Source organism: Mannheimia bovis (assembly GCF_014541205.1).
In the GTDB taxonomy this organism is placed as follows: domain Bacteria; phylum Pseudomonadota; class Gammaproteobacteria; order Enterobacterales; family Pasteurellaceae; genus Mannheimia; species Mannheimia bovis.
On the sequence record NZ_CP061280.1, the window covers coordinates 753,857 to 780,698 of the forward strand.

General features: G+C 40.0%; 20 protein-coding genes and 1 other annotated feature. Of the genes, 11 read left to right on the top strand and 9 right to left on the bottom strand.

Annotation, left to right across the window (positions count from 1 at the left end; all coding sequences use genetic code 11):
• Positions 1 to 16: 16 nt before the first annotated feature.
• The gene (locus tag ICJ55_RS03910; protein WP_188157393.1) at positions 17 to 1,258 is read right to left on the bottom strand and encodes a paraquat-inducible protein A; all 1,242 of its coding nucleotides are present in this window, start codon (positions 1,256 to 1,258) and stop codon (positions 17 to 19) included.
• 232 nt (positions 1,259 to 1,490) lie between these two features.
• Between ICJ55_RS03910 and ilvC the strand changes: the two genes are divergently transcribed.
• A complete protein-coding gene (ilvC, locus tag ICJ55_RS03915) occupies positions 1,491 to 2,972 on the top strand; it encodes a ketol-acid reductoisomerase (protein WP_188157394.1) in 1,482 nt (493 codons plus the stop codon).
• A gap of 97 nt (positions 2,973 to 3,069) precedes the next feature.
• Here ilvC and ICJ55_RS03920 read toward each other — a convergent pair whose 3' ends face one another.
• Positions 3,070 to 3,927 (bottom strand): phosphoribosylaminoimidazolesuccinocarboxamide synthase, encoded by an 858-nt coding sequence (locus ICJ55_RS03920; protein ID WP_188157395.1) that lies wholly within the window; start codon positions 3,925 to 3,927, stop codon positions 3,070 to 3,072.
• A gap of 201 nt (positions 3,928 to 4,128) precedes the next feature.
• Positions 4,129 to 4,256 (top strand) — a sequence feature (His leader region).
• A gap of 30 nt (positions 4,257 to 4,286) precedes the next feature.
• Here ICJ55_RS03920 and hisG point away from each other — a divergent pair.
• A complete protein-coding gene (hisG, locus tag ICJ55_RS03925; RefSeq protein ID WP_188157396.1) occupies positions 4,287 to 5,186 on the top strand; it encodes an ATP phosphoribosyltransferase in 900 nt (299 codons plus the stop codon).
• A gap of 57 nt (positions 5,187 to 5,243) precedes the next feature.
• Here hisG and prfC read toward each other — a convergent pair whose 3' ends face one another.
• Positions 5,244 to 6,824: a peptide chain release factor 3 gene (prfC, locus tag ICJ55_RS03930; RefSeq protein WP_188157397.1), complete on the bottom strand. Its 1,581-nt coding sequence runs from the start codon at positions 6,822 to 6,824 to the stop codon at positions 5,244 to 5,246.
• Positions 6,825 to 7,043: 219 nt separating this feature from the next.
• Between prfC and ICJ55_RS03935 the strand changes: the two genes are divergently transcribed.
• The 3 genes from ICJ55_RS03935 to ychF all read left to right on the top strand — a co-directional run bounded on the left by ICJ55_RS03935 (position 7,044) and on the right by ychF (position 9,739).
• On the top strand, positions 7,044 to 7,913 hold the full coding sequence (locus ICJ55_RS03935) for a D-alanyl-D-alanine carboxypeptidase family protein (protein ID WP_188157398.1): 870 nt from the start codon (positions 7,044 to 7,046) through the stop codon (positions 7,911 to 7,913).
• A 71-nt stretch (positions 7,914 to 7,984) separates the two neighbouring features.
• The gene (gene pth / locus ICJ55_RS03940) at positions 7,985 to 8,569 is read left to right on the top strand and encodes an aminoacyl-tRNA hydrolase (RefSeq protein ID WP_188157399.1); all 585 of its coding nucleotides are present in this window, start codon (positions 7,985 to 7,987) and stop codon (positions 8,567 to 8,569) included.
• Between the two features lie 78 nt (positions 8,570 to 8,647).
• Positions 8,648 to 9,739 carry a redox-regulated ATPase YchF gene (gene ychF, locus ICJ55_RS03945; RefSeq protein WP_178218606.1) on the top strand — a complete coding sequence of 364 codons (1,092 nt, stop codon included), beginning with the start codon at positions 8,648 to 8,650 and terminating at the stop codon, positions 9,737 to 9,739.
• 49 nt (positions 9,740 to 9,788) lie between these two features.
• Here ychF and ICJ55_RS03950 read toward each other — a convergent pair whose 3' ends face one another.
• The gene (locus tag ICJ55_RS03950; RefSeq protein ID WP_188157400.1) at positions 9,789 to 10,544 is read right to left on the bottom strand and encodes an SIMPL domain-containing protein; all 756 of its coding nucleotides are present in this window, start codon (positions 10,542 to 10,544) and stop codon (positions 9,789 to 9,791) included.
• 289 nt (positions 10,545 to 10,833) lie between these two features.
• Here ICJ55_RS03950 and ICJ55_RS03955 point away from each other — a divergent pair, with 289 nt between their 5' ends.
• From ICJ55_RS03955 to ICJ55_RS03970, 4 genes are all read left to right on the top strand, one after another.
• Complete coding sequence (locus tag ICJ55_RS03955) at positions 10,834 to 12,438, top strand: L-lactate permease (RefSeq protein ID WP_188157401.1); 1,605 nt, start codon at positions 10,834 to 10,836, stop codon at positions 12,436 to 12,438.
• 134 nt (positions 12,439 to 12,572) lie between these two features.
• Complete coding sequence (locus ICJ55_RS03960; protein WP_188157402.1) at positions 12,573 to 13,304, top strand: (Fe-S)-binding protein; 732 nt, start codon at positions 12,573 to 12,575, stop codon at positions 13,302 to 13,304.
• A gap of 1 nt (position 13,305) precedes the next feature.
• Positions 13,306 to 14,715 carry a LutB/LldF family L-lactate oxidation iron-sulfur protein gene (locus ICJ55_RS03965; RefSeq protein WP_188157403.1) on the top strand — a complete coding sequence of 470 codons (1,410 nt, stop codon included), beginning with the start codon at positions 13,306 to 13,308 and terminating at the stop codon, positions 14,713 to 14,715.
• Between the two features lie 13 nt (positions 14,716 to 14,728).
• Complete coding sequence (locus tag ICJ55_RS03970) at positions 14,729 to 15,430, top strand: LutC/YkgG family protein (RefSeq protein WP_025236659.1); 702 nt, start codon at positions 14,729 to 14,731, stop codon at positions 15,428 to 15,430.
• Positions 15,431 to 15,539: 109 nt separating this feature from the next.
• Here ICJ55_RS03970 and ICJ55_RS03975 read toward each other — a convergent pair whose 3' ends face one another.
• From ICJ55_RS03975 to rph, 5 genes are all read right to left on the bottom strand, one after another.
• Positions 15,540 to 18,611 (bottom strand): type I restriction endonuclease subunit R, encoded by a 3,072-nt coding sequence (locus ICJ55_RS03975; RefSeq protein WP_188157404.1) that lies wholly within the window; start codon positions 18,609 to 18,611, stop codon positions 15,540 to 15,542.
• On the bottom strand, positions 18,608 to 20,434 hold the full coding sequence (locus tag ICJ55_RS03980) for a Fic family protein (RefSeq protein WP_188157405.1): 1,827 nt from the start codon (positions 20,432 to 20,434) through the stop codon (positions 18,608 to 18,610). Before ICJ55_RS03980 ends, ICJ55_RS03975 begins: the two co-directional genes overlap by 4 nt.
• Positions 20,435 to 20,489: 55 nt before the next feature.
• On the bottom strand, positions 20,490 to 21,824 hold the full coding sequence (locus tag ICJ55_RS03985) for a restriction endonuclease subunit S (RefSeq protein WP_188157406.1): 1,335 nt from the start codon (positions 21,822 to 21,824) through the stop codon (positions 20,490 to 20,492).
• Positions 21,825 to 21,871: 47 nt separating this feature from the next.
• The gene (locus ICJ55_RS03990) at positions 21,872 to 24,067 is read right to left on the bottom strand and encodes a type I restriction-modification system subunit M (RefSeq protein WP_188157407.1); all 2,196 of its coding nucleotides are present in this window, start codon (positions 24,065 to 24,067) and stop codon (positions 21,872 to 21,874) included.
• 141 nt (positions 24,068 to 24,208) lie between these two features.
• Complete coding sequence (gene rph, locus ICJ55_RS03995) at positions 24,209 to 24,925, bottom strand: ribonuclease PH (protein WP_188157408.1); 717 nt, start codon at positions 24,923 to 24,925, stop codon at positions 24,209 to 24,211.
• 129 nt (positions 24,926 to 25,054) lie between these two features.
• On the opposite strand from rph, the gene ICJ55_RS04000 reads away from it, so the two are divergent.
• Entirely contained in the window at positions 25,055 to 25,918 is an 864-nt protein-coding gene (locus ICJ55_RS04000) for a YicC/YloC family endoribonuclease (protein WP_188157409.1), read from the top strand.
• A gap of 9 nt (positions 25,919 to 25,927) precedes the next feature.
• On the top strand, positions 25,928 to 26,815 hold the full coding sequence (ygfZ, locus tag ICJ55_RS04005) for a CAF17-like 4Fe-4S cluster assembly/insertion protein YgfZ (protein WP_188157410.1): 888 nt from the start codon (positions 25,928 to 25,930) through the stop codon (positions 26,813 to 26,815).
• The last annotated feature ends 27 nt before the right edge of the window (positions 26,816 to 26,842 follow it).

Here is a 26,842-nt window from a genome sequence, read left to right on the forward strand (position 1 = left end):
AGTGCCCGTTCTTAAATTAATTAGTCGTTTTGTGATTGTCATAATGAATCTTCCACAACATTCTGGCATCTAAATTGGCTGAAGCAAACATTGTCAAAAAAACTGCTGCACCAAAATAGAATGCCGCTTCACCTACTGAGAAGCTGAGAATTTGCCCTCGTTCAAGCAACGACATCATCAGTGAAAGTACAAATAAATCAAGCATCGACCAACGTCCGACAAAGTGCACGTAGTGTAGTAATTTCATCTGTATGTGAATAGGGTGCTTCCATTTGTAGCGAATAGCAAGTAACAGGTAAAAAATAATCGTAATTTTACTTACAGGTACGGCAATACTTGCAATAAATACGATAGCGGCAACGGTGTAGCTACCCATTTCTATAAACAAGAGCACCCCGGACATCAATGAATCTGCGGAAACTTTTCCTGCCATTTCAGTAATTGAAATGGGGAAAATATTGGCGGGGATCATCATTATCGTCCCTGCAATTAAACACGCCCAGACACGCTGAATTTTAATATTATCGGCAACCGATAAATTGCTCTCGCAACGAGGGCAGCGTTGCCTACCTTTTAAATCCAAAATAGTTTCATCAAAACAGTATTCGCAAGTCGGGCAGAGTGTTGGTTGGCTTGCGTGATCGAAAGGCAGTGAGTGATATTCAGGGTAAAATCGCTCCCACGCTTGCTTGGGCTCTGTTTTGATAAACAGTAGCGTATTTAGTACTGTAACAAGGACAAATGCAATTAAATTAATATCAAATTCTAAATTGGCATAATCCCGAATTTTAAAGGCTGCAACAGCAAGAGCGACCAAATAAACATCCAACATTACCCACTCTTTAATTTTAGTCAGGAAAATCAATGTATAGCGTGGACGTTGGCGGATCATTCGTTGGAAATGAATAGTTAAAATCAGCAAAACAAAGAAAACAGGCATAATGACTGCACACACGAGAACCATAAATGCGGTGTAAGGGTAGCCAGCGGTTGCCATTTTCCAAATACCGTCCCATACGGTTGCATTAATTTTTATGCCGAGTAAATCAATGCTGAGTAGCGGAAAGCCAAGTGCGAAGGGGAGTAAAATTAAAATGGCTAATGCTAAAAATGCACTGCGGTGTAAGCTCCAAGTATTACCTTTTCGTATAACATTATCGCAAACAGGACAAAGGAAATCCCCCTTTTCGGCTAAGGGAACTCGCACATTTTGCCCACATTCAAGGCAAGTTTGTAGAACGATGCTTTTTATCTTCATTGGTTTATCTTCTATTGATTTGAGTGGTTATTTTCTACTTTATAACAGAGATTGCAAGCGGTTAAATTTTCAAAAAAATTTGCAAACGACAATTTATTGCATATTATGCAATATGAAATATTAATATTTTCAATTTACGCAATGATATGTTTGTGTATAATCAACTTCACAACATAACAATATGCAAACACAACCTTATACTCATTCATTGACTAATCAGAAGGATTAAAAAATGGCTAACTATTTCAACACATTAAATTTACGTCAAAAATTAGACCAATTAGGTCGTTGCCGCTTTATGGATCGTAACGAATTTGCAGACGGCTGCAATTTCTTAAAAGGCAAAAAAGTGGTGATCGTGGGCTGTGGTGCTCAAGGTTTAAACCAAGGTTTAAATATGCGTGACAGCGGTTTAGACATCGCTTACGCATTGCGTGTTGAAGCAATTGCGGAAAAACGTGCTTCATTCAAACGTGCATCAGAAAACGGCTTTGTGGTTGGCACTTATGAGCAATTAATCCCTGAAGCAGATTTAGTGATCAACTTAACACCGGACAAACAACACTCAAAAGTGGTTGCTGATGTAATGCCGTTAATGAAACAGGGTGCAGCATTCGGTTATTCACACGGTTTTAACATCGTGGAAGAAGGCGAGCAAATTCGCCCTGATATTACGGTTGTGATGACTGCACCAAAATGCCCGGGTACAGAAGTACGTGAAGAATATAAACGTGGTTTCGGTGTGCCTACATTAATCGCAGTTCACCCTGAAAACGACCCGAAAGGCGAAGGCTTAGCGATTGCGAAAGCGTGGGCAAGTGCCACCGGTGGCGACCGTGCGGGCGTATTAGAATCTTCATTCGTGGCAGAAGTAAAATCTGACTTAATGGGTGAGCAAACCATTCTTTGCGGTATGTTACAAGCAGGTTCTATCGTGTGCTACGACAAATTAGTGGCAGAAGGTAAAGATCCGGCTTACGCAGGTAAATTAATCCAATTCGGTTGGGAAACAATTACCGAAGCGTTAAAACAAGGTGGTATTACCTTAATGATGGATCGCTTGTCTAACAGTGCAAAATTACGTGCGTTCGAGCTTTCTGAGCAAATCAAAGAGAAATTAGCATTCTTATTTGAAAAACATATGGACGATATCATCAGCGGTGAGTTCTCATCAACTATGATGGCAGACTGGAAAAACGGCGATGCAAACCTACTAAAATGGCGTGAAGAAACCGGCAAAACAGCATTTGAAAATGCACCGGCGGCAGACGGCATCAAAATTTCCGAGCAAGAATACTTTGATAACGGCGTATTAATGGTTGCTATGGTAAAAGCCGGTGTTGAATTAGCGTTCGACACAATGGTTTCAGCAGGTATCTACGAAGAATCAGCTTACTATGAATCTTTACACGAGTTACCGTTAATCGCAAATACCATTGCTCGTAAACGTTTATATGAAATGAACGTGGTAATTTCAGACACGGCAGAATACGGCAACTACTTATTCTCACACGTTGCAACGCCAATTCTTGCAAAAGAAATTATCCCTAACTTAGAAAAAGGTGACTTAGGCGAGCCAACCCCGGCGGTTGAAATCGACAACGTTTATTTACGTGATGTAAATGATGCTATCCGTAACCACCCAATCGAGATCATCGGTCAAGAATTACGTGGTTATATGACAGATATGAAACGTATTTCATCACAAGGTTAATTGATAATACCTTTATAAAACAAAAGCCTGTAAGTCCTCCTTACAGGCTTTTTGCTTATTTGCAAAACACAAGAGAAAAACGACCGCTTGCTATACCTTATTTAGTTAATAAATCCAACGCTTCTTGGTATTTTGCCACGGTCTTTTCAATCACATCTGTAGGCACTTTCGGAGCAGGAGCTTGTTTGTTCCAACCGCTGTTTTCCAACCAATCACGTACGAACTGTTTGTCGAAAGACGGTGGGTTTGTGCCTTCTTGGTAGGTATCAACTGACCAAAAACGGCTGGAATCCGGCGTAAGCACCTCGTCCATTAAAGTTAGTACGCCGTTTTCATCTAAACCAAATTCAAATTTGGTATCGCAGATAATAATGCCTTTGGTTAGTGCATATTCTGCTGCTTCAGTATAAAGCTGTAATGCGGCATCACGCACTTTGGCGGCAAGTTCTGTACCGATTTGGCGCTCGCATTCTTCATAGCTGATGTTGATGTCGTGATGGCCTACTTCTGCTTTGCTAGACGGGGTAAAAATCGGTTGTGGTAATTTGCTTGCCTCTACCAAACCTTCAGGTAATTTCAAGCCACAAATCGTGCCGGTTTGTTTATAATCTTTCAAGCCTGAACCGGTTAAATAGCCACGCACGATGGATTCAATTTTTACCGGCGTTAAGCGTTTGCACACCACTGCACGGTATTGGATCGCTTCAGCCTCTTCTTTCGGTAATACATCAAATACGCTATCGCCTGTGAAATGGTTTGGCATAATATGGGCTAATTTATCAAACCAAAAATTAGAAATTTGAGTTAGGATTTCGCCTTTACGGGGGATAGGGTCATCTAAAATCACATCGAATGCTGATAAGCGGTCGGTGGCAACCATTAACATTCTTTTATCATCAATTTCGTAAAGGTCACGCACTTTACCTGAATAGATTTTTTTTAAGCTGATTTGCATTTTTAAAATTCCTATTTTGCGGATTTGTAAAAAACTGCCAAAATTATACCGCTTTACGCAAACGTTTGCGATAAATTCTTCCCTTTAATCAAAAATAAGCCATTTTTTCATAAAAAGTGCTTGTGATTTATCAATTTTCAGAGTATCTTTTAAACCAATTCAATTTTTGGAAAACAGAACAATGACATTTATTCGTACTCATCGCCACCATCATTTCCCTGAATAATCTTTCGGGCATTTGGTGTGTGCGGAAGATAAAAAACTTCCGAGTACGCATAAGCAGACAAAATTTAACCCTCTCGGAAGTCGTTTCGAGAGGGTTTTTTACATTTAAAATTCAAAATAAGAAGGAAACAGCAATGACAACACAAAATAGATTACGCATCGCAATGCAGAAAAAAGGGCGCTTGAGCCAAGAGTGCAGTGAATTACTTAAACAGTGTGGCGTGAAAATTATTTGGAATGACCAACGTTTGATTGCCTATTCGGAAAATATGCCGATTGAAATTTTGCGTGTGCGTGATGACGATATTCCGGGCTTGGTATTTGACGGCGTGGTAGATCTCGGCATTATCGGCGAAAACGTGTTAGAGGAAGAAGAGCTTGGGCGATTAGCTGCAGGCGAGAAAGTGGAATATAAAAAACTTCGTCAGTTAGATTTTGGCGGTTGCCGTTTATCGTTAGCGATCGACCGTGATCGTGGTTATAGCAATGTGCAGGATCTAACCGATGCAGTCATTGCAACTTCTTACCCGAACTTATTAAAACGTTATATGCAAGAGAAAGGCGTGCCGTTTAAAAGCATTCTGCTGACAGGTTCAGTGGAAGTTGCCCCAGCTGCCGGCATTGCGACTGCAATCTGCGATTTGGTCTCTTCAGGTGCAACGTTAGAAGCAAACGGTTTGAAAGAAGTGGAGGTTATTTACCGCTCAACCGCTTGTTTAATTCAGCGTAAAGAGCCGTTATCTGCCGAGAAACAAGCGTTGGTGGATAAATTACTTACCCGTATTCAAGGGGTGCAACAGGCAGGTGAGTCAAAATACATTATGCTCCACGCACCGAAAGATAAACTGGCTGAAATCACGGCATTATTACCAGGTGTGGAAAACCCAACCATTCTGCCGCTTGCCAATGATCAAAGCCGAGTAGCTATGCACGTGGTAAGCCAAGAAAACCTATTCTGGGAAACAATGGAGCAACTGAAAGAGATGGGAGCAAGTTCTGTACTTGTTCTCCCTATTGAGAAAATGCTGGCGTAGGAAAAGAATTTGTCCGCCCGTTTGAGATAATTGGGCGGACAAATTAGGTTTTTATTATTAATGCTCTCTTGTTTTAAAGAAGGTTACATCAGGATAACGTTCTTGAGCCAAGTTTAAATTCACCATAGTTGGGGCGATATAGGTAAGGTTATCACCACCGTCTAGGGCTAAGTTTTGTTCGTTTTTGCGTTTAAATTCTTCAAATTTTTTCGCATCACTGCATTCAACCCAACGGGCGGTTGCCACGTTTACCGTTTCGTAAATTGCCTCAACGTTGTATTCCGATTTTAAGCGGGAAACGACTACGTCAAACTGTAGTACACCAACTGCACCCACAATTAAATCATTATTGATGAGTGGGCGGAAAACTTGTACAGCTCCTTCTTCCGAAAGTTGGACTAAGCCTTTCAGTAGTTGTTTTTGTTTGAGTGGATCTTTCAAGCGAATACGGCGGAACAATTCCGGTGCGAAGTTTGGAATACCGGTAAATTTCAGGTTTTCGCCTTGGGTGAATGTATCACCGATTTGAATCGTGCCGTGGTTATGCAAGCCGATAATATCACCTGCGTAAGCTTCTTCTGCGTGTGAACGGTCGCCTGCCATAAAGGTAAGGGCATCGGAAATGATCACATCTTTACCGATACGGACGTGCTTGAGCTTCATTCCTTTTTCATATTTGCCTGAAACCACACGCATAAAGGCAACTCGGTCACGGTGTTTTGGATCCATATTCGCTTGGATCTTAAACACGAAACCGCTGAATTTTTCTTCGCTTGCCTCAACGGTACGGCTGTCAGATTCACGAGCTTGCGGAGCCGGAGCCCATTCGGTTAAACCGTCTAAGAAGTGGTTTACCCCGAAGTTACCTAACGCTGTACCAAAGAACACCGGGGTTAATTCGCCGTTGATGAAAGCCTCGTGTTCAAATTCGTGTGATGCACCTTGTACCAATTCCAACTCATCACGCAGTTGTTGGGCTAAATCATCGCCAACCGCTTGATCTAACTCCGGATTATCTAATCCTTTAATAGTACGCACTTCTTGAATGGTATGACCTTGACCTGTTTGGTAAAGATAGGTTTCATCTTTATAAATGTGATAAACCCCTTTGAACAATTTCCCGCAGCCGATTGGCCAAGTGATAGGTGCACAGTTGATTTTTAACACGCTTTCCACTTCGTCCAACAGTTCCATTGGGTCACGAATATCACGGTCGAGCTTGTTCATAAAGGTCAAAATTGGCGTATCACGCAAACGGGTAACTTCCATTAATTTAATGGTACGTTCCTCAACCCCTTTTGCTGAGTCAATCACCATCAAGCAACTATCCACGGCGGTTAAGGTACGGTAAGTATCTTCCGAGAAATCTTCGTGCCCCGGGGTGTCTAACAGGTTCACCAAGCAATCATTGTAAGGGAATTGCATTACCGAGGTGGTAATGGAAATTCCACGTTGTTTTTCCATCTCCATCCAGTCGGATTTTGCGTGTTGTGCCGAGCCTTTACCTTTTACCGAGCCTGCGGTTTGAATTGCATTTCCGTAAAGCAACACTTTTTCGGTGATAGTAGTTTTACCTGCATCGGGGTGGGAAATAATCGCAAAGGTGCGACGTTTATTAACTTCTTGTGGATATGACATATTTTCTCAATCAATGTAAATAAAAAGGGCGGAAAGACCGCCAAAAATTTAGGCGTTATTTTCGCTGATTTAAGGCGAGAGGGCAAGCGGTTAAATTTTGAGAGAACTTTGCAAATTTCTATTTGCAAAAATTTTGTAAAAATCGACCGCTTGCTATGGCACAACTCAAGAAACGGAGTACAATACCAAACTTTGACTTTATTTTTCGATGAATCTTTTATGAAAAAACTTATTCCTCTCATCATTGCCGCATTAATATTGAGTGCTTGCTCTTCACAACCGGCAAAGAAACCAAGTCCTCGTATTAAGGCGAAACCTGCTTATATCCCTGCTGAAAATTCAGCTTATGTGGTGTTTGATTTAAAACAGAAAAAATTTTTAGAAGGAAAGAACTTTAACTTGGTTCGCCCGATTGCTTCCGTGACTAAATTAATGACAGCGGTTGTTTTCTTGGAAGAAAATCGCTACGGCTCAAGCTGCCAAACACAAATTCTGCCGTCAGATGCCGATTTTATTAAAGGCACAACCAGCCCGTTACCAAAGAATACCAACATCGCCTGTAGCGAATTATTAAAAGCGATGTTAGTTCGTTCCGATAACTATGCGGCACACGCCCTTGCTCACGCCACTCATTTAAATACAGCCCAATTTTTGGCACGAATGAACAGCAAAGCCCGTGAAATCGGTATGACCCAAACCTACTTTGGCGATAGCTCTGGCTTATCTGCTGATAATGTTTCGACCGTAGTTGATTTAGCAAAACTGGCAGGTTATGCCGCAAGTAAACCTGAAATTCAGCAACTATCTAATTCACCATTAGTGAGTGTTTACGCAGGCGGTCGTTATTTCTCAATGAAAAACACCAATAGTATAGTGCGTTCTCAATCCTATCAAGCGTTAGTCAGCAAAACAGGCTACACCCGTGAAGCCGGCTATAATTTAGCCTTTATTGCTAAAGGTGATTGCCGAGGCAAGCGAATTGGCGTGGTGAGCTTGAATAACAATAATGCGGCTGCACGCTCTGATTTTACTGAGGCGATGTTGGCGAAATATCAATGCGTGCCAAATCCGTATAGACAATATGATTAATGGCTACCTTGAGAAAATAGCGGTTTTTCTCTACAATATTGCCTTTTAATTTAGAGAATTGAGACAACATTGTGTCAGAAATTAAATTGATTGTCGGGCTTGCCAACCCCGGAGCAAAATATGAAGAGACTCGTCATAATGCAGGCGAGTGGATGGTGAATGAAATTGCCCGAATGTATAACGTCAGCCTGAAAGAAGAAGCAAAATATTTCGGCAAGGTGGCAAAAATTAATACTGCTCAAGGCGAAGTGCGTTTATTAGTGCCGACCACTTTTATGAATTTAAGTGGCAAAGCAGTAGGAGCGTTAGCAAATTTTTATCGTATCAAACCGGAAGAAATTTTGGTGGCTCACGATGAGCTAGATCTACCCCCCGGTTCGGTTAAGTTGAAAAAAGGTGGCGGACACGGCGGGCATAATGGCTTGAAAGATATTATTGCTGCCCTTGGCAATAATAAAGAGTTTTACCGTGTGCGGATTGGTATCGGGCACCCGGGGCATAAGGATTTAGTGGCAGCCTATGTACTAGGCAAACCGGCTCCGCAAGAAAAAGAGCTGATTAACGCTGTGGTTGATGAAAGCAGCCGTTGTGTCGAAATTTTATTAAAAGACGGTATAGTCAAAGCAACCAACCGATTGAATGCGTTTAAGGCGTGATTGTAGGAGCGAATGTAATTCGCCCCTACAAGCGGTTAAAAATAGTTAAAAATTTACAAATAATCAAAGGAACAAAAAATGGGATTTAAATGTGGTATTGTGGGTTTACCAAACGTCGGTAAATCAACTCTTTTCAACGCATTAACAAAAGCAGGAATTGAAGCAGCGAACTATCCGTTCTGTACCATTGAACCAAACACGGGCGTAGTGCCAATGCCGGATCCGCGTTTAGATGCGTTGGCGGAAATCGTAAAACCTGAGCGTGTATTGCCAACCACAATGGAATTTGTAGATATTGCGGGCTTAGTTGCCGGTGCGAGTAAAGGTGAAGGTTTAGGTAATAAATTCTTAGCAAACATTCGTGAAACCGATGCAATCGGGCACGTTGTGCGTTGTTTTGAAAATGATGACATCGTTCACGTGGCAGGCAAAATCGACCCGGCGGACGATATTGAAATCATCAATACCGAGTTAGCATTGGCTGACTTAGACAGCTGTGAGCGTGCCATCCAACGTTTACAAAAACGTGCAAAAGGTGGCGATAAAGATGCAAAATTTGAATTATCCATTATGGAAAAAATTCTGCCGGTGCTTGAAAACGCCGGAATGATCCGCTCTGTTGATTTAGATAAAGATGAATTGCACGCCATCAAAGGTTACAACTTTTTAACGCTAAAACCGACAATGTACATCGCTAACGTAAACGAAGATGGTTTTGAAAACAACCCATATCTTGATCGTGTGCGTGAAATTGCCGAAAAAGAAGGGGCGGTGGTAGTACCGGTGTGTGCGGCGATTGAGTCTGAAATTGCGGAACTTGATGATGAAGAAAAAGTTGAGTTCTTACAAGATTTAGGCATTGAAGAGCCGGGTTTAAACCGTGTAATTCGTGCGGGCTACCGCTTACTTAACCTGCAAACCTACTTCACCGCAGGCGTAAAAGAAGTGCGTGCGTGGACGGTTTCCGTTGGGGCTACCGCACCAAAAGCGGCGGCAGTAATCCATACTGACTTTGAGAAAGGTTTTATCCGTGCAGAAGTGATCGCATACCAAGACTTCATTGATAACAAAGGCGAAGCCGGTGCGAAAGAAGCTGGTAAATGGCGTTTGGAAGGAAAAGAGTATATCGTTCAAGACGGCGATGTAATGCACTTCCGTTTCAATGTGTAATTTGTAAAATTCAGTAGAAAAAAGACCGCTTGCAAGCGGTCTTTTTTTGTTAATTAATTGCGTATTGAATGGTTACAACCAAGCGAACTTTTTTGTCGATGGTTGAAGTATCGTAACTACCGCCATAGCTATCATCGCTATCTTCAGTATTTGGGCGGCTTGATTTAATATCAAACGAACCTTGTGAGGCAGAGCGTAATAAGCCAACTTTCACATTACTGGTTTTGGCAAATTCTTCTGCTCGCACGTAGGCATCTTGGGTGGCTTTTGCAATTAAATCACGTTTGATTTCTTCCAAATTCTCTAAATAATAATCGGGCTGGCTAAAATCAATGGCTTCGTTTTCAGCCCGTAAGAATTGAATTTTTGATAATCCGTTTTGTAATTTGGCTAGGTCTTTGGTTGAAAGCACAATAGAACGTGTTGCGTTATAACCATTTTGACGAGAACGATCTTTACCAAACTCATCTACATAGTACTCTGTTCTCTCATTCACGGAAAGCTCGGTAATTTCACGTTCTTCATCCACAAAACCTTGTTCTTTCAGAAACTTAACTGCGTGGTTCAGATTTTGCTGATTCGCTTTCATTGCATCGTTATAAGTTAAGCCCCAACCAAAAATAGATACCCGCCAAGTACCTAGTGTTGCTTTATGTTCAGCTTCGGCAAGCCCTTTTACGGTAATCACACCTGTTTGTTGTAAATTTTTAAATTGATGTCCAAGAATAAAGGCGGCAGCCATCAAACCTACGGCTAAAATAATACCAAAAATGGCAAGATAGCGGTTGTTAGAGGTTAAAGACATAATTTTTCCTTAAAAAGTAAAATAATTCAGGGCGATTATACTTTATTGAATTGTCAAAATAGATAACAAGCGGTTAAATTTTATAAAAATTTTGCAAAATGAACTCCAAATGAATAACTCTTGTGTGTTATTTATAAAAAATTAGGCTTTTTTTTAATCATACGCACCTTCAAAATTTGAATTAGATCACAAATTTACAACAAGTCAGTTACATTACTTTTTTTAATCTGTAGAATGCGTAACCAGTCCGACCAGTAAGGTCATTTTATAATCATAAATGAGGTGTTCTATGGCTCTATTTCTGAGCATTTTCCCGATTGTTTTACTGATTTATTTAATGGTAAAACGCAATGCGTTGCCGTCTTATGTGGCTCTTCCACTGACAGCGTTACTTATTTTTATTCTTCAACTGACTTATTTCGGTAACGACACTACCTTAGTCTTCGCAAATATTATTGCAGGTTTAGGTGATGTATTAACGCCGATTACCGTTATTTTCGGTGCAATTTTATTTAACCGTTTCTCTGAAGTATCGGGTGCAACCAATACAATGCGTAAATGGTTAGGGGCAATTAACCCGAACCCGGTTGCACAATTAATGATTATTGGTTGGGCATTTGCATTTATGATTGAAGGTGCATCCGGTTTCGGTACGCCTGCTGCTATTGCCGCTCCAATCTTAGTTGGTTTAGGTTTTAAACCATTACAAGTTGCAATGTTGGCACTTGTGATGAACTCTGTACCGGTTTCATTTGGTGCGGTGGGAACGCCAACTTGGTTCGGTATGGGACCATTATTAAAAGATGGTTTATTAAGTGATGCTCAAGTGCTTGAAATAGGCTCTATAACAGCACTGATTCACTCCATTGCAGCATTCATTATTCCAATTATGGCATTGCGTTTAATTGTAAGCTGGAAAGAAATTCGTCAGAATATTGTGTTTATCTACATTAGTATTCTAGCTTGTGTTGTGCCTTACTTTATTATTGCTCAATTTAACTATGAGTTCCCTTCATTAGTGGCAGGTGCAATTGGTTTATTGGTTTCTGTATTTGTAGCAAATGCAGGGATTGGTTTAGCGAAAACTGAGAATAATCTTGCAGGCGAAAAAGCCACTTTTGGTGAAGTAGCGAAAGCATTATTACCAACAGGTTTGTTAATCTTCATCTTAGTGATTACTCGTATTCAACAACTTCCACTTAAAGCGTGGTTAAATGATGCAACTACTTGGATTGCAAGCTCACTAGGTTTTGCTAACTTTGAAATCAGCCAAGGTTTGATTTTCGCACTGAAAAATATTTTAGGAACGAACGTTGCAACCAGCTATAAGTTACTTTATGTGCCGGCATTAATTCCATTTGTAATTACGGTATTAATTTGCTTACCGATTTTCTCAGTATCCGCTAGAAATACCAAAGATATTTTCGGTACATCGTTGAGCCAAGTTAAAAAACCATTTTTAGCCCTTCTAGGTGCAATTATTATGGTAAAATTAATGTTGATTGGTGGCTCAGAGTCAATGGTACAAGTTATCGGCAGAAGTTTTGCAGAGTTCACAGGTCAATCTTGGACATTATTTGCTTCATATTTAGGTGCAATCGGTGCGTTCTTCTCAGGTTCTAACACGGTATCTAACTTAACCTTCGGTACAGTACAATACGCAACAGCACAACAAGTTGGTTTATCAGTAACCCTAATCTTAGCATTACAATCTGTAGGTGGTGCAATGGGTAATATGGTGTGTATCAATAACATTGTTGCGGTATGTTCAGTAACAGGTATCGAAAAACAAGAAGGTACTATCATTAAGAAAACAGTTGTTCCAATGTTTGTATATGGTGTTATTGCGGCAGTAGTTGCACTATTGATTGTACCAATGTTTTATAATGTGTAACCGGATAATTAATATCTAATGAATATAAAAAGGAAGCGGTCAGATTTTGCTGATGTTTTGCAAATCGCCCTTCCTTTCTCTGTCTTAAAAAGGGCAGTCTGAGTTTAATTCTTATTTTTATTGTGGGGTTCTTTATGAACGTTAATTTCTATGTAACCTGCATTGCAGATGTGATGAAAGCAGGAGTTGCGAAAAACTCCGTACTTTTATTAGAAAAATTAGGTTGTAAAATCACCTTTTTAGAAAAGCAGGGGTGCTGCGGGCAACCTGCAATTAATAGTGGATATACAAAGCAAGCTTTATCGGGTATGAAAAACTTGGTAGAAACCTTTGAAGCAAATGATTACCCGATTGTTGCTCCTGCGGGTTCTTGTGTTTATGCAATTAAAACCTACCCGGAGCATTTTGAACGTTTCGGTGAAGCTGAATGGGCGGTGCGTGCGAAGAAAGTAGCCGATCGCTTTCACGATTTAACCGATTTTATTGTGAATAAATTAGGTGTTACTGATGTGGGAGCTTACCTACCGGGTAAAGCGGTTTATCACCCGTCTTGTAGTTTATTCCGCAAATTAGGTATTAAGGAAGAGCCGATTACCTTATTAAAAAATGTAAAAGGTTTAGAGTTGTTGCCAATTAAAAACCAAGAAACCTGCTGTGGTTTTGGTGGTACATTCTCGGTGAAAATGGCGGAAATTTCGGGCGAAATGGTAAAAGAGAAAGTGGCAAATGTGGATACAGATGAGCCGGATTATTTAATCGGGGCTGATGTGAGCTGCTTGATGAACATCGGTGGTCGCTTAAGCCGTGAAGGCAAAGAGATCAAAGTGATGCACATTGCAGAAGTGCTAATGCAGGGAGGAAAATAATATGTCTTATTTACAAACCAATACCCTGCCTTTTAAGCAACGTGTTGAACAACAGGTTAATAATGAAGTTGTTCGTAAAGCCTTAGTAAAAGCTCAAGAAACTATCGGTGCAAACCGTCAGCGTATGGTGGACGAGTTAGGCAACTGGGAAGAGTGGCGTGATGATGCGAAAGCAATTCGTAATCACGTTTTAGCCAACCTTGATGCTTACCTTTACCAATTAAGTGAAAAAGTAACTCAAAACGGCGGGCACGTTTTCTTCGCAGAAACAGCAGAAGAAGCAACAAATTACATCAAAAACGTGGCGAAAGCGAAAAATGCGAAAAAGATTGTAAAATCGAAATCAATGGTAACCGAAGAGATCGGAATGAACCACGTTTTAGAAGCCGAAGGCATCAAAGTGGTGGAAACCGACTTAGGTGAATATTTGCTGCAAATTGTGGGCGATAAACCTTCTCATATTGTTGTACCTGCAATCCACAAAGACCGTTATAGAATCCGTCAAGAAATGCACGATGTGCTAGGCTATGAAGGTTCAGAAACGCCAGAAGAGATGACGGCATTTGTTCGCCAAAAAATCCGTGAAGATTTCTTAGAAGCGGATATCGGCATTTCAGGCTGTAACTTTGCTGTGCCGGAAACCGGCTCTGTTTGCTTAGTAACAAACGAAGGTAACTTGCGTATGGCAACTACCGTACCCAAAACGCATATTGCGGTAATGGGTATGGAGCGTATTGCCCCAACTTTCAAAGAAGTGGATGTGTTAATTACAATGCTTGCCCGCAGTGCAGTAGGGGCAAAATTAACCGCCTATAATACTTGGCTAACAGGTCCTCGCCTTGAAGGCGAAACAGATGGTCCGGAAGAGTTCCACTTAGTGATTGTAGATAACGGTCGTTCTAAAATTTTAGAAAGTGAGTTCCAAGAAGTTTTACGCTGTATCCGCTGTGGTGCTTGTTTGAATACTTGCCCGGCTTATCGTCAAATTGGCGGACACGGTTACGGCTCAATCTATCCGGGTCCGATCGGTTCGGTAATTTCGCCATTATTAGGCGGCTACGAAGAGTTTAAAGAGTTACCGTATGCCTGTTCACTCTGTACGGCGTGTAATAGTGTTTGCCCGGTAAAAATTCCACTGGCTCAGCTCATCTTAAAACACCGAGAGAAAATTGCGGATGCCGGCTTAACACCAATGGTAGAACGTTTATCGATTTTCGGCTTCAACTTTGCTAACTCCCACCCAACACTTTGGAAAGTGGGTATGAATGTAGGGGCAAAAGTCGCAAGCAAATTCATTAAAAACGGTAAAGCCCCTGTGAATTTTGGTGCATTAGGTGAATGGACAAAAGCTCGTGATTTACCTCAACCAGAGGGTGAGAGCTTCCGTGATTGGTTCAACAACAGAGGTTAAGAGGAAAATTAAGATGGATTTACAAAATCGTGAAAATTTCTTAAATAAATTGGCACAGCGTATGGGCAGACCACGCCAAAATGTGCCTGAGCCAATGCCTGTGTTGGAAAACAACCACGCGATCACCCGTTTAACTGACCGTGCTCAACCACAGCTTTGCCAAGAATTTATTGACTTTGCTCGTGTAATGATGGCTGATGTAGTGGAAGCTAAGGAAGCGGATCTACCACAAACCATCATTGAGATCTGCGAAAAATATGGTGGTGCAAGTGTGATCATCAATAACGATCAACGCTTAAAAGATCTTGGTATCACCTCAGCAATCCAAGCAAAATACGAAGACAGCTATGTTTGGGATTATAACCAATCAGAAACCAACTTCGAAAAAGCCCAAAATGCAAATATCGGTGTGGTATATGGCGAATATGGCTTGGCGGAGTCTGGCGGTATTGTGTTATTTTCCGATAAAGAGTTCGGTCGCTCAGTAAGCTTACTGCCTGAAAAATCGGTGGTAGTGTTACGCAAAAGCACTGTACTCCCTCGTGTTGCTCAACTGGCTCAAATCCTGCACGAAAAAGCACAGCGTGGCGAAAGAATGCCATCTTGTGTGAATATCATCTCAGGCCCATCAGCTACGGCAGATATTGAGTTAATCAAAGTCGTCGGCGTTCACGGTCCGGTAAATAAAATTTACCTAGTAATCGATGACCTATAATTGGTAAAAAAACACAGAAAAATAACCGCTTGTAGCGTGATTTTACAAGCGGTTATTTTTTGTTTGAAATTTACCAATTTTAAAAGAATAGCTAATTAAGGCATAAACATTATTTACCTATATTCCTTTGATAAATTTGTTTTGCCAGTCGTTTTACGACACGTTTTCTCAAGTTCTCATCACTCATTACTTGGTTGCTGATCTCTTCATTTCCTTCCATTCGCTGGAACAATAAATCGAGTAATTTATCAGCAAAATAAGCAGTAAAATTTTCTAGGCTATTATTTTGTGCCGCCCCCATAATATCTTTATTGGTTAAAGCATCTTCAATAATTTGCTCAAAGAAAAGTTGGTCGGCAATGGTAAATTGAGTACCATAAATGCCGTTAATTTCCTCAACCATTCGGCTAAGTTCATCAGTTACATTTACTTGCCCTGTTCCTACATCAGTAGCACCTTTTAGTGGCTTAGCTTCGCCTTCATTTAAATGAATCTGCCCCTCACTTTGTTTTTGTAGCTTGTAGAATTGTAGTACCACATCTTTGCTTAAATCGACTTTATTATGATCGCCGTTATTAGGGAGTTTACTTTGCAATGCTCGTAAGTAAACATAGCGTTGTTCGTGTAAATCATCGCTATAATCCATAATTTGAGAAACAAACTGATATAAATTTAAGTAACTTTTTAACTGGCTTTTAAAGAGATTTTGTTGCTCAACTTTAAGCTCAGATAAGTCTTCAACGCCTTGTTGAATTTCACTATTAATGGCTAAAAATCGTGCTACTGCCTTATCTAAAATCGCATTTAGCTTTCTGTGTTCTGAACCTGTTGGTTGCTGTTTCGCACTAAACCAAATTTCAGCAAATTGCTGAATTTCTTGTTGGAAATAAATCTTCCATTGGTCTATTGTTATGGCAAGCTCATCTAATTTCTCAGTATCAGGAATTTCACCCACTTCTGTAACTTCATAAAATGGCTTAAATGCTTGATAAATATCTTCAGGTTTATTCACAAAATCCAGTACGAAAGTGTCTGATTTTCCTTTTGTATAGCGGTTTAAACGAGAAAGTGTCTGCACCGCTTGAATGCCACTTAATTTTTTATCCACAAACATTGTATGTAGTAATGGTTGGTCAAACCCTGTTTGATATTTTTCCGCCACAAGTAACACTTGATAATGATCGGTATCGAACTGTTCGGGTAAATCCGCTTCTCGAATACCATTCATCATTACTTCGGTATATTCTTGTTCGGGAGCTTCTTTTAATGAAATACCACCAGAAAAAGCAACCAGCGATTTAATGCCTGAATAGCCTTTCTCTTTAATATAATCATCAAAGGCTAATTTGTAACGCACCGCAGCCTCTCTACTACTGGTTACTACCATTGCTTTAGCTCTGCCACCAATTTTATGCATTGTGGTTGAACGGAAGTGCTCAATGATAATTTCCACTTTTTGAGCGATCACACTCGGATGCAAATTCACAAATCGCATCATTTCTTTTTTGGCTTTGCTCTTATTGAGTTCCTTATCATTTTCACTGATTTTTAATAGGTTGAAATATTGCTTCCAGGTTGCATAATTGGCGAGTACATCTAAAATAAAACCTTCTTCAATTGCTTGCTTCATTGTGTAATGATGGAATGGCGTATCACCATTTTCTCCTTTTTCATCGAATAAGGCTTTAGTTTTCCATTTAGGTGTGGCGGTAAACGCAAAAAAACTTAAATTTGGCTGGCGTTGTCGTTTGGCAGCCTCAATAAAAAGTTGCTTTTTGGCTTCATCAGAGAGCGGGTTTTCATCATCATTATCATTTAAAAACTCCGCCATTACTGCCGCTTCAATTCCATCTTTATTTAATACCTTGCGTAATTCCATTGCCGCTTCTCCACTTTGAGAGCTGTGGGCTTCATCGACAATCACGGCAAATTGCTTACCAGCAGTGGTAATTTCTATTCCTTTTCCAACCGCTTGTTGTTTAGAAATAGCCGCCATAACAAAAGGAAATTTTTGAATTGTGGTAACAATAATAGGCGTATCTGTTGCAATGGCTAACGCTAACTGCTGTGAGTTATGATCGATTTTCTGTACTACACCGTCTTTATGTTCAAACTGGCTAATAGTTGCCTGTAATTGGCGATCGAGTACTACACGATCTGTTACAACAATGACAGAGTTAAATATTTTTTCATCATTATTATTGTGTAGCGAGCTAAGTTGGTGGGCTAACCAAGCAATAGTGTTTGATTTTCCAGAACCTGCAGAATGTTGGATAAGATAATTTCTGCCTGCACCATTTTCTTTACTGTGAGTAATTAATTTACGCACTGCATCCAGCTGATGAAAGCGGGGAAAAATCATTGTTTCTTTTTGCAATAAACGTAAGCCGCTTTCAGTACGGACTTTTTTCTCCTCAATATTTAAATGAAGGAAGCGGGCGATAATGTCTAAAAAACTCTGACGACTTAGAATGTCTTCCCACAAATACGCGGTTTTGACATTATCTTGAATAGGTGGATTGCCTCTACCGCCGTTATAGCCTCGATTAAAAGGCAGGAAATAAGTGCTTTCTCCTTCTAATTTAGTCGTCATATAGACTTCATCGGTATCTACGGCAAAATGGACTAAGGTGCGTTTTTTGAAGTCAAATAGTTTCCCTTTAGGGTTACGGTCAAAACGATATTGTTGAATGGCATCTGCGACAGTCCAGTGTGTTGCAGACAGCACATTTTTTAATTCAAGTGTTGCAACCGGAATACCATTAAGGGATAAAACAATATCGGGGCGTTCGCCGTTTTCAGTAATAACTTGACGGGTAATTTTTAAAATATTGGCATCAAAACGATATTGCGTTTCCTCGTTCAACCCGGTATTAGGGGCAAAATACGCCATCTTGAAGGTTTTTCCATAGCAACGGAAACCGTGTCTTAGCACATTCAGAGAGCCTTTAACGTCCAGTTCCTGACAAAGTGCTTTCATTAAGATTGCAGTCGCATTTTCTTTTTGTCCTGCTTCTAATCTCTCCCACTTTTGAGGTTGAGTTTGACGAATAAAGGCGATCACATCTTTTTCAAACAAAGCAAGCTCTTTGTTATATTCCGTATTTTTACCTTGAACATAGCCACCTTCTTCTAATAAAAATCGTTCAATTTCAGTTTCAAAGTGTTGTTCTGTGATCATTTTTGTTCCTTATTTATTTTACGACGATATTTTTGTTGGCTGCTAGTTGGCTTATCAGGAATAGTCATCTCAATTAATCCGGCATCTAATGCGGGTTTTAAATAACGCTCACGGAAATTTTTACTGTCTTTTAAATTTAATAATGATTTCAAACTATTACGATCTAATTCAAGATTGCCTAATACCCCTAGTAATAACATAACTTGAGGGGTGGCTTGGGGGGTACTTGAGGGGTAACTTGGGGGGGAGACTTGAGGGGATACCCCATAAGTCAAAGTACCATCATAAGAAAATACGCCATCATATCTATCTGATAAGGCTTTTGTTGAAAGCGTATAATAAGTTGCCTTTCCTGTTTTCTGCTTTTCCAACAAACCTTTTTGATTAGTTAGTTTGGCTAATAATCGGGTTACTGAGGAATTATCTAAATCGGAAAGTGAACGTAATGATTGGTTATTGACAAACCCCGTTTCTTTAGCAAGTACAAGAGCCATTGCTTCATCATCACTTAGTTCTTCTTCTTTGAATTTAGCAAGCCAACTCAGCTGACTTTCATTGAAAAACTGATGTAGAAGATAAATTGCTTGAAAGTAATGCCCAAAGTGATCACTAATAAACACAGGTTTAGATAAATCAGCATTACTAAGTTCCTGCCGAATTTTGCGTATTCCTGAACCTTTTGTTTCAGCAAAATCCAAATCATATAAAACAGCGGCTAATACAGGGTTACGCAGTTTTGAACCATATTCTCCTAATTGTTCGGTAGGCTTGAGAGAATATCCCGCATTTTTGACTTCCAAGCGATTATCAAATCGTATAATGATAGTAGGCGATTTAGTGAGATAATCTCGGTGCATTACTGCATTAACTAACGTTTCACGAACCACTTTATAAGGCAGTTTAGAGACATCACTACGTTGCAGGCTATTGTCTTCCATTTTAAACATTCGTGGCATATCACTTAAAATTTCTCTCTCCAGTTTAGGAATTAAGAAAATAAGAGCTTCTCTTAGATCCATTGTAGAAATAATGCCATCTTGTTGCCATTCAATACCTCGAATTCGCACATAATCTACTCTCATATCAGGTAAGAGCCGGCGTAATGCAAGTGGTTTACCTAACATTAAAAGACCGGCAACATTGGGTACAAATTCACCGTTTTGGCGTACGACCAAATTTAATGCTAATAACATTTCCTCGTCATTAGCTTGTAATTCTTCAGCATCAGGGCGAACTTTTTCCCGTAGTCTCCGATACTGCATAATTGCTCTAGGATCGAGATCGTCCCAATGTGCAGATGGAAGAATAGTTTGCTCAAAGCTACTTCCTAATTTTGCTAAGAGTATTGGCTCTAATTCAGTTTGGGAGCACTCATAATCGCTATTTAATCCTCGTCGCCACACTCCTGTTTTACGACGATTTTTACTGTCTAATTTTCCTTTAAATATGCAAGGTTTTGCATTGGGCGGTAATTCAGGTACAAAAATAAGCAGAACACTTTTACCCTCTATCATAGATAATTGAGGTTCAGCAACTTGAATAGGGATCGGTTGTTCAAACTGTTCACGACAATTTGTTTGCAGTTCGTTTAGCAACTTATCACGATTTGTAATACCTGCAACCCAATAATTTTCATGTTCCTCATCAGGCTCGGCAATACCTAATAACAGATAGCCTCCACCTAAGTCTGGTTCATTGGCAAATGCATTAATACTTTGCATTATAGAACTGCCAATCTCTGAACCTAATTTAGCTTCTAGGCGACCGCTTTCTTGATACTGCTGTAATTGCTCAAATAATTCTTGTGCTGAAATATCTAACATTATTCCCCCATTGCATTGCTTTAATTTTAGCAAAAAATTGCTCAATTTTAACCGCTTACACCTTTACTTTTCCTGTAACAACTTGCGTGATTAATGCCGAGCGGTATTCTTTTAGCCGTTCGATAACACGTTCAATTTTATTTTGTAAGTGGTTGATTTTTTCGGTTTTTTTGTCAAGGTAGTTAGCTATGATAGTTTGTTCAGTTTCAGAGGGAATACAAATAGGTAAACGCACTAAATCAGAAGCGTTAATTGCAGGATAACTTACACCAACCGAATTAGCGACAATCGCTCCAACAATACCTTCTGATTGAATGTAATAACCTAGATATTGTGAATTTAAACCACATTTTGAACGCAATACAGCAAATCCAGTAGAAGCAATTAAATTAGGTTCTGCACTTTCTACTTGGGCTATTGCCTTTAAATAAGTTCGTACGGTAGAAACTAGTACATCACCATCTTTAACAATTCGTCTGGCTCTTGACGGAGCATTTTCAAATATCATCAGTTCTTTATTTTTGATACCGTCAGTTAGTGATACGCTTGAAATATCTACATATAAAATTTCTTCGTCTAAATCAGTATTTTCGGGTAGTGTTTCATCATTGTAACTGACTGCAAATTTCAATGGTTTAATTTCCCAATGCTCCGGCACTTCTCCCAACCATTCAATACCCGAATTCCGTAGGGGAACGTTACTACTTAATGTTTCGTTATCATTTAGGGCTGTAGGTAAACGAACTCTACCGCATACTGTTTCTGTAATTAATGCAGTCCGTTTTTCGCTGAGCTTTTCCAACAATGCTTGCTGGCGGCTGATCAAGCGGTCAATTTTTTCGGTTTTTTTGTCAAGGAAGTTAATAATACCGAGTTGTTCATTAAGAGTTGGAACAATAAACCAAAACTCACGAATTTTATCTAAATGGAGATTAGTTACAGTATTTTTTTTTGTTAATCCAAAAATTTGTTCTTGCAATGAATGACTTTCAAAAACATAGTGAGCGAAAGTTGAATTGATTTTTGTATTAAATTTAATAAGGCATAGGCTGACAAAAATGCTAAATTCCCAGTTCCAGTCTATAACTTTTGTTACTCCAATAGTTCCATTTTTAGATAATAATAAATCTCCCTTTTCGGGGTTACATCTCTTTACCAATTCCAAATGTTCTTCTTGTGGAATATATTTGATATTTTCCATATTAATATCATTATTTTGAATATCAGTTACTCGTAAAAATGGAACACCAGTATCTATGTAAGTTGGTGTAAAGTGTGAACCATCTACAATTTTGGTTGTGAGAAATTTCAATGGCTTGACTTCCCAATGCTCCGGCACTTCTCCCAACCATTCCACGCCGCTTGGTTTATATTTTTCGTATCGTTTCATTTGCAAAAAATTCCTTTATTTCGACCGCTTGTTTTGGTAACGGTGGCTTATATTTCGCCCAACATAGCCACAATTTCTGCCTCCAATTCATCAATTTCTGCTTTGATGTCGGCGAGCGGACGTGGTGGTTGGTATTGATAAAAATGGCGATTAATCGGAATTTCATAGCCGATTTTCGTTTTGCTGTAGTCAATCCACGCATTATCTATATGCGGAAGCACCTCTTTGGCTAAATAGTCTTCACAGTGGGTTTTGACTAATTTAACCAACTCATCGGGCTTTCCGTCTTTATAATCCACCGGTAAAGGCAGAGGAATATTAGATGGCAGCGGAACAAGTTCGGTGTCTCGCAACTGTGCGTCAGGTTCTGGGTTGCCTTTGCTGTCTAGGCAGATTTCAGCGGTTTCATCTCGTTCACTTAGGGCATCTAAAATTGCTTTTTTAAGCGGGGCTGCCGGTTTGAAATCTAACGCTTTTAATGCGTTGTCGAACCGTTTCATAAAGAGAGAGCGGTTTTTGTATAGCTCATCGCCAATGGTGGATAATGCCGTTAAAATAGCCTGTTGTTGGCGTTTTCCCTCTGCTTCTTCTTTAGCAATTTCAGCTTCATCTTTGCGTTTTTTACTTACCGCTAAGTTGATAAATGCCGTTTGGCTTTTTACTCGTTCAATACGTTCTGCACTTGCTTGAAAATTTAAGCGTAAAGGGCGTTCTACCGTGATTTTTAAATAACCAAAATCTTGGTTGTTAAAGATTTTGCTGCAAATTTTTGTTGAAATTTGACCGCTTGCTTGGTCTTTGAAATCGGTATAAAGCTGAGTTAAGTCTTCAATTTGGGCTTGCGATAATTCATTGCGTTTATCACCCAAACTTTTTGCCATTTTCTGATAATGCTGCGTGCCGTCAATCAGTTGCACTTTGCCTTTTCGTTGTGGCGATTTCTTGTTACTCACAATCCACACATAGGTATAAATGCCCGTGTTGTAGAAGAGTTGGTCCGGCAGGGCAATAATGGCTTCTAACCAGTCGTTCTCGATAATCCAGCGGCGAATGTTGCTTTCGCCCGAGCCTGCATCGCCTGTAAACAGTGGCGAGCCGTTAAATACCACCGCGATGCGTGATCCACCTTCTTTAATAGGCTTCATTTTAGAAATCATATGTTGTAAAAAGAGCAGTGAGCCGTCATTAATGCGAGGCAAGCCTGCTCCAAAACGACCGGCAAAACCACTTTTTGCTTCATCATTAATGAAATCTTGCTCATTTTTCCACTCTACGCCGAAAGGCGGATTAGAGAACATATAATCAAAAGTTTGATCGGGGTGTCCGTCTTTTGGCATAAAGCCGTTATCGTTGTTTTTGTTGTTTTTTACGCCGAGTGTATCGCCGTAAATAAGATTGCTGATAGGCTCGTCTTTAATTAATAAATCCGCACAACAGATGGCATAAGACTCAGCATTATACTCTTGTCCGTATAGCTGTAAGTTAATACTACTGTTATAGCCTTTTAAATACTTTTCAGATTCTGAAAGCATTCCGCCCGTACCTGCGGTAGGGTCATAAATGCGGGCAATGGCGTGAGGTTTGCTTAAACGTTCTTCATCTTCTGCGAAAATTAAATTCACCATTAAATTAATGACTTCACGTGGGGTAAAGTGATCTCCTGCCTCTTCATTCGCTTGTTCATTAAATTTACGTACCAATTCTTCAAAAATATAGCCCATTTGCAGATTAGAAATAGAGCTTGGCGATAAATCAATGTTGTTCGCTTTCAGATCTTTATGAAATTGTGAAAGCACCGCATATAAGCGATTACTGTTATCTAATTTCTCAATCTCATTTTCAAATTCAAATTTAGCAAAAATATCTTTTGCTTTCGCAGAAAAGCCCTGTAAATATTTGGTTAAATTCGCAACGATATGGTCTTGATCGGCTAACAGACGTTGGAGGTTGTAGCCACTTGTATTGTAAAGTGGTTGTGTGCGGCTAGGATCTGCAACTTTGGTGAGTGCTTTTTCATATAAATCGCCTTTCGGGGCTTTATTGCCTTGTGCATTGAGTTCATCTGCTTTGGCTTTCATTGCATCTGTATAAGGAGATAAAATTGCATCAAAACGAGCCAAAACAATTAACGGTAGCATCACTCGGCGATATTGTGGTGGACGATAAGTACCGCGTAACATATTTGCCATATTCCAAATAACAGATGAAATAGTAGATTGTTTGGTTTGAAAGTTAGTTGTCATTGCTATTCCTTGTCATTTATTTAAGGTTTTCTTAAAACCAAGTTAATGTTCTATGTAATGTATTTATTGTAACCTTAAAAAGGCAACCGCTTGTAGATTTTCATCTACAAGCGGTTAATTTTTGCTGGAAATTTGCAAATACTATGATGCCAACGCTTTACGTTGAGCATCAACTAACTGGTTAATTCCTTGCTTCGCTAAATCTAATAAAGTCAGTAATTCCTCGTGAGAGAACGGCTCACCTTCGGCTGTACCTTGTACTTCCACCAAACGACCATCTTCCACCATCACCACGTTCATATCGGTTTCAGCGTTGGAATCTTCCACATATTCTAAATCGCACACGGCTTCGCCTTCTACAATACCGACAGAAATTGCCGCCACTAAACCTTTCATTGGGTTAGTTTTCAATGTGCCGTTTGCCACTAATTTATTCATTGCATCATATAATGCGACGCAAGCCCCCGTGATAGATGCGGTGCGAGTGCCGCCGTCTGCTTGGATAACATCGCAATCCACTGTTACGGTGCGTTCGCCTAAGGCTTTTAAATCCACTACCGCACGCAAAGAGCGGGCGATTAAGCGTTGAATTTCCATTGTGCGTCCGCCTTGTTTGCCTTTTGCCGCTTCACGTTGGGTGCGAGAGTGAGTGGCACGAGGCAACATTCCATATTCAGCCGTAACCCAGCCTTGTTGCTGACCTTTTAAAAAACGGGGCACAGTGTCTTCCACTGTGGCATTGCATAGCACTTTGGTTTCACCGAATTCAATTAACACCGAACCTTCAGCGTAACGAGTGTAGTTACGGGTAATTTTAATTTCTCTAACTTGGTTATTTGCTCGATTATTTGGACGCATTTTCTTTTCCTTTTTGCTAAAATTTTTACCATTTTAACAAAGAAAACAGTAGAATGTGATTTTTCTTTAGTAAGATGAGTAGAGGTGGAATGTTTTCCGCCCAATAATATAAAAACACAAGGAATAACAATGATTTATAGTATGACAGCCTTTGCCCATTTAGAAATTAAAAAGGAGTGGGGAAATGCAGTATGGGAAATTCGCTCGGTAAACCAGCGTTTTTTAGAAACCTATTTCCGCCTACCGGAGCAGTTTCGCAACCTTGAAATGGCTTTGCGTGAACGCCTACGTGCAACGCTGACCCGTGGTAAAGTGGAATGTAGTCTGCGTATTGATTTAAGCAAAACTCAAAATAGTGAAATCGCCTTAAATAAAGCCTATGCCGAACAAGTGATCCAATCGCTACAATGGATTAAAGAAACTGCAAATGAGGGCGAAATCAACCTTGTTGATGTATTGCGTTTTCCGGGCGTGGTGGATACGGAAAGCCAAGATTTAGACCAAATCGCCCAAGATTTATTAGCCGGTTTTGAGCAAATTTTAGCGGACTTTATCGCAATGCGTGCGAGAGAGGGAGAAAACGTGCAAGCCTTAATTCAACAGCGTTTAGAGGCAATTTCTGTTGAGGCGGCGAAAGTACAAACCTTAATGCCTGAAATTCTGCAATGGCAGAAAGAGCGTTTACAGCAACGTTTTGATGAGCTGAATTTACAGCTTGAGCCACAACGTTTAGAGCAAGAAATGGTACTGCTTGCTCAACGTGTTGATGTGGCGGAAGAATTAGACCGCTTGCAACTCCACGTTAAAGAAACCACCAATATTCTGAAAAAAGGTGGAGCAGTGGGGCGTAAATTAGATTTTATGATGCAAGAGCTTAACCGTGAATCGAACACGCTTGCGTCAAAATCCATTAATGCAGAGGTAACTAATTCTGCGGTGGAATTGAAAGTATTAATCGAACAAATGCGTGAGCAAATTCAAAATTTAGAGTAGGAATAAACTATGAAATGTGAGTGCAATCAAATTATTGGATCTTACCCAACGCTCTGCGTGCAGCTTTCTCAGTATCGTTTAATTGAAATGGCAGGTGTTGATGCTGAGAAATACCTACAAGGGCAATTAACCTGTGATGTGGCAAAACTTGCGGTGGGTGATCACACCCTAACCAGCCATTGTGATCCGAAAGGCAAAATGAGTTCCCTTTTCCGCTTATACCGTGCGGAACAAGAGAAATTTATTGCAGTAATCCATCAAAGCCTACTGCCGGAAGCCTTAACCCAACTGAAAAAATATGCGGTATTTTCAAAAATTACCTTTAGTGAATTAGATACCCCAATTTATGGCGTGGCTGCGGAGCAAGTTGCAAAATTAAGTGAAAATTCGACCGCTTTAACCCTCATTCAGGGACAAAAACGTGCCTTTGTGTGGGGCGAAAACCTCGAGCCAAATGGTGATGAAAGTCTTTGGACGTTAATGGATATTCAAGACGGTATTCCGGTGTTATTGAAGGAAAATCAATTTGAATTAATTCCACAAGCGGCGAATTTACAACTATTGGAAAATGCAATTTCTTTCACTAAAGGTTGCTATATCGGGCAAGAAACTGTTGCTCGTGCCAAATATCGTGGAGCAAACAAACGAGCTTTGTTTACCCTTGCCGGCAAATTTGAAGACAATGTCGCTCTACCTGAACCAAGTTCAGCAGTGGAAATGCAACTAGGTGGAAACTGGAAATGCACAGGAACAATATTAGCGAGTTCAACACACAGCAATATGTTATGGGTGCAAGTTGTGCTGAATAAAGATATAGAACCTGATGCTCAATTTAGAGTAAAAGGTGTGAATTTGCAGGTAGTAAAACTGCCGTATAGTTTGGAAGAAAGTGAGTAAAAGAGGCGGTCATAGTAATATGACCGT

Excerpts from the sequence above, each read along its gene's own strand:
- ICJ55_RS03910 (WP_188157393.1), bottom strand. The coding sequence starts at position 1,258 with ATGAAGATAAAAAGCATCGTTCTACAAACTTGCCTTGAATGTGGGCAA.
- ilvC (WP_188157394.1), top strand. The coding sequence starts at position 1,491 with ATGGCTAACTATTTCAACACATTAAATTTACGTCAAAAATTAGACCAA.
- ICJ55_RS03920 (WP_188157395.1), bottom strand. The coding sequence starts at position 3,927 with ATGCAAATCAGCTTAAAAAAAATCTATTCAGGTAAAGTGCGTGACCTT.
- hisG (WP_188157396.1), top strand. The coding sequence starts at position 4,287 with ATGACAACACAAAATAGATTACGCATCGCAATGCAGAAAAAAGGGCGC.
- prfC (WP_188157397.1), bottom strand. The coding sequence starts at position 6,824 with ATGTCATATCCACAAGAAGTTAATAAACGTCGCACCTTTGCGATTATT.
- ICJ55_RS03935 (WP_188157398.1), top strand. The coding sequence starts at position 7,044 with ATGAAAAAACTTATTCCTCTCATCATTGCCGCATTAATATTGAGTGCT.
- ychF (WP_178218606.1), top strand. The coding sequence starts at position 8,648 with ATGGGATTTAAATGTGGTATTGTGGGTTTACCAAACGTCGGTAAATCA.
- ICJ55_RS03950 (WP_188157400.1), bottom strand. The coding sequence starts at position 10,544 with ATGTCTTTAACCTCTAACAACCGCTATCTTGCCATTTTTGGTATTATT.
- ICJ55_RS03955 (WP_188157401.1), top strand. The coding sequence starts at position 10,834 with ATGGCTCTATTTCTGAGCATTTTCCCGATTGTTTTACTGATTTATTTA.
- ICJ55_RS03960 (WP_188157402.1), top strand. The coding sequence starts at position 12,573 with ATGAACGTTAATTTCTATGTAACCTGCATTGCAGATGTGATGAAAGCA.
- ICJ55_RS03965 (WP_188157403.1), top strand. The coding sequence starts at position 13,306 with ATGTCTTATTTACAAACCAATACCCTGCCTTTTAAGCAACGTGTTGAA.
- ICJ55_RS03970 (WP_025236659.1), top strand. The coding sequence starts at position 14,729 with ATGGATTTACAAAATCGTGAAAATTTCTTAAATAAATTGGCACAGCGT.
- ICJ55_RS03975 (WP_188157404.1), bottom strand. The coding sequence starts at position 18,611 with ATGATCACAGAACAACACTTTGAAACTGAAATTGAACGATTTTTATTA.
- ICJ55_RS03980 (WP_188157405.1), bottom strand. The coding sequence starts at position 20,434 with ATGTTAGATATTTCAGCACAAGAATTATTTGAGCAATTACAGCAGTAT.
- ICJ55_RS03985 (WP_188157406.1), bottom strand. The coding sequence starts at position 21,824 with ATGAAACGATACGAAAAATATAAACCAAGCGGCGTGGAATGGTTGGGA.
- ICJ55_RS03990 (WP_188157407.1), bottom strand. The coding sequence starts at position 24,067 with ATGACAACTAACTTTCAAACCAAACAATCTACTATTTCATCTGTTATT.
- rph (WP_188157408.1), bottom strand. The coding sequence starts at position 24,925 with ATGCGTCCAAATAATCGAGCAAATAACCAAGTTAGAGAAATTAAAATT.
- ICJ55_RS04000 (WP_188157409.1), top strand. The coding sequence starts at position 25,055 with ATGATTTATAGTATGACAGCCTTTGCCCATTTAGAAATTAAAAAGGAG.
- ygfZ (WP_188157410.1), top strand. The coding sequence starts at position 25,928 with ATGAAATGTGAGTGCAATCAAATTATTGGATCTTACCCAACGCTCTGC.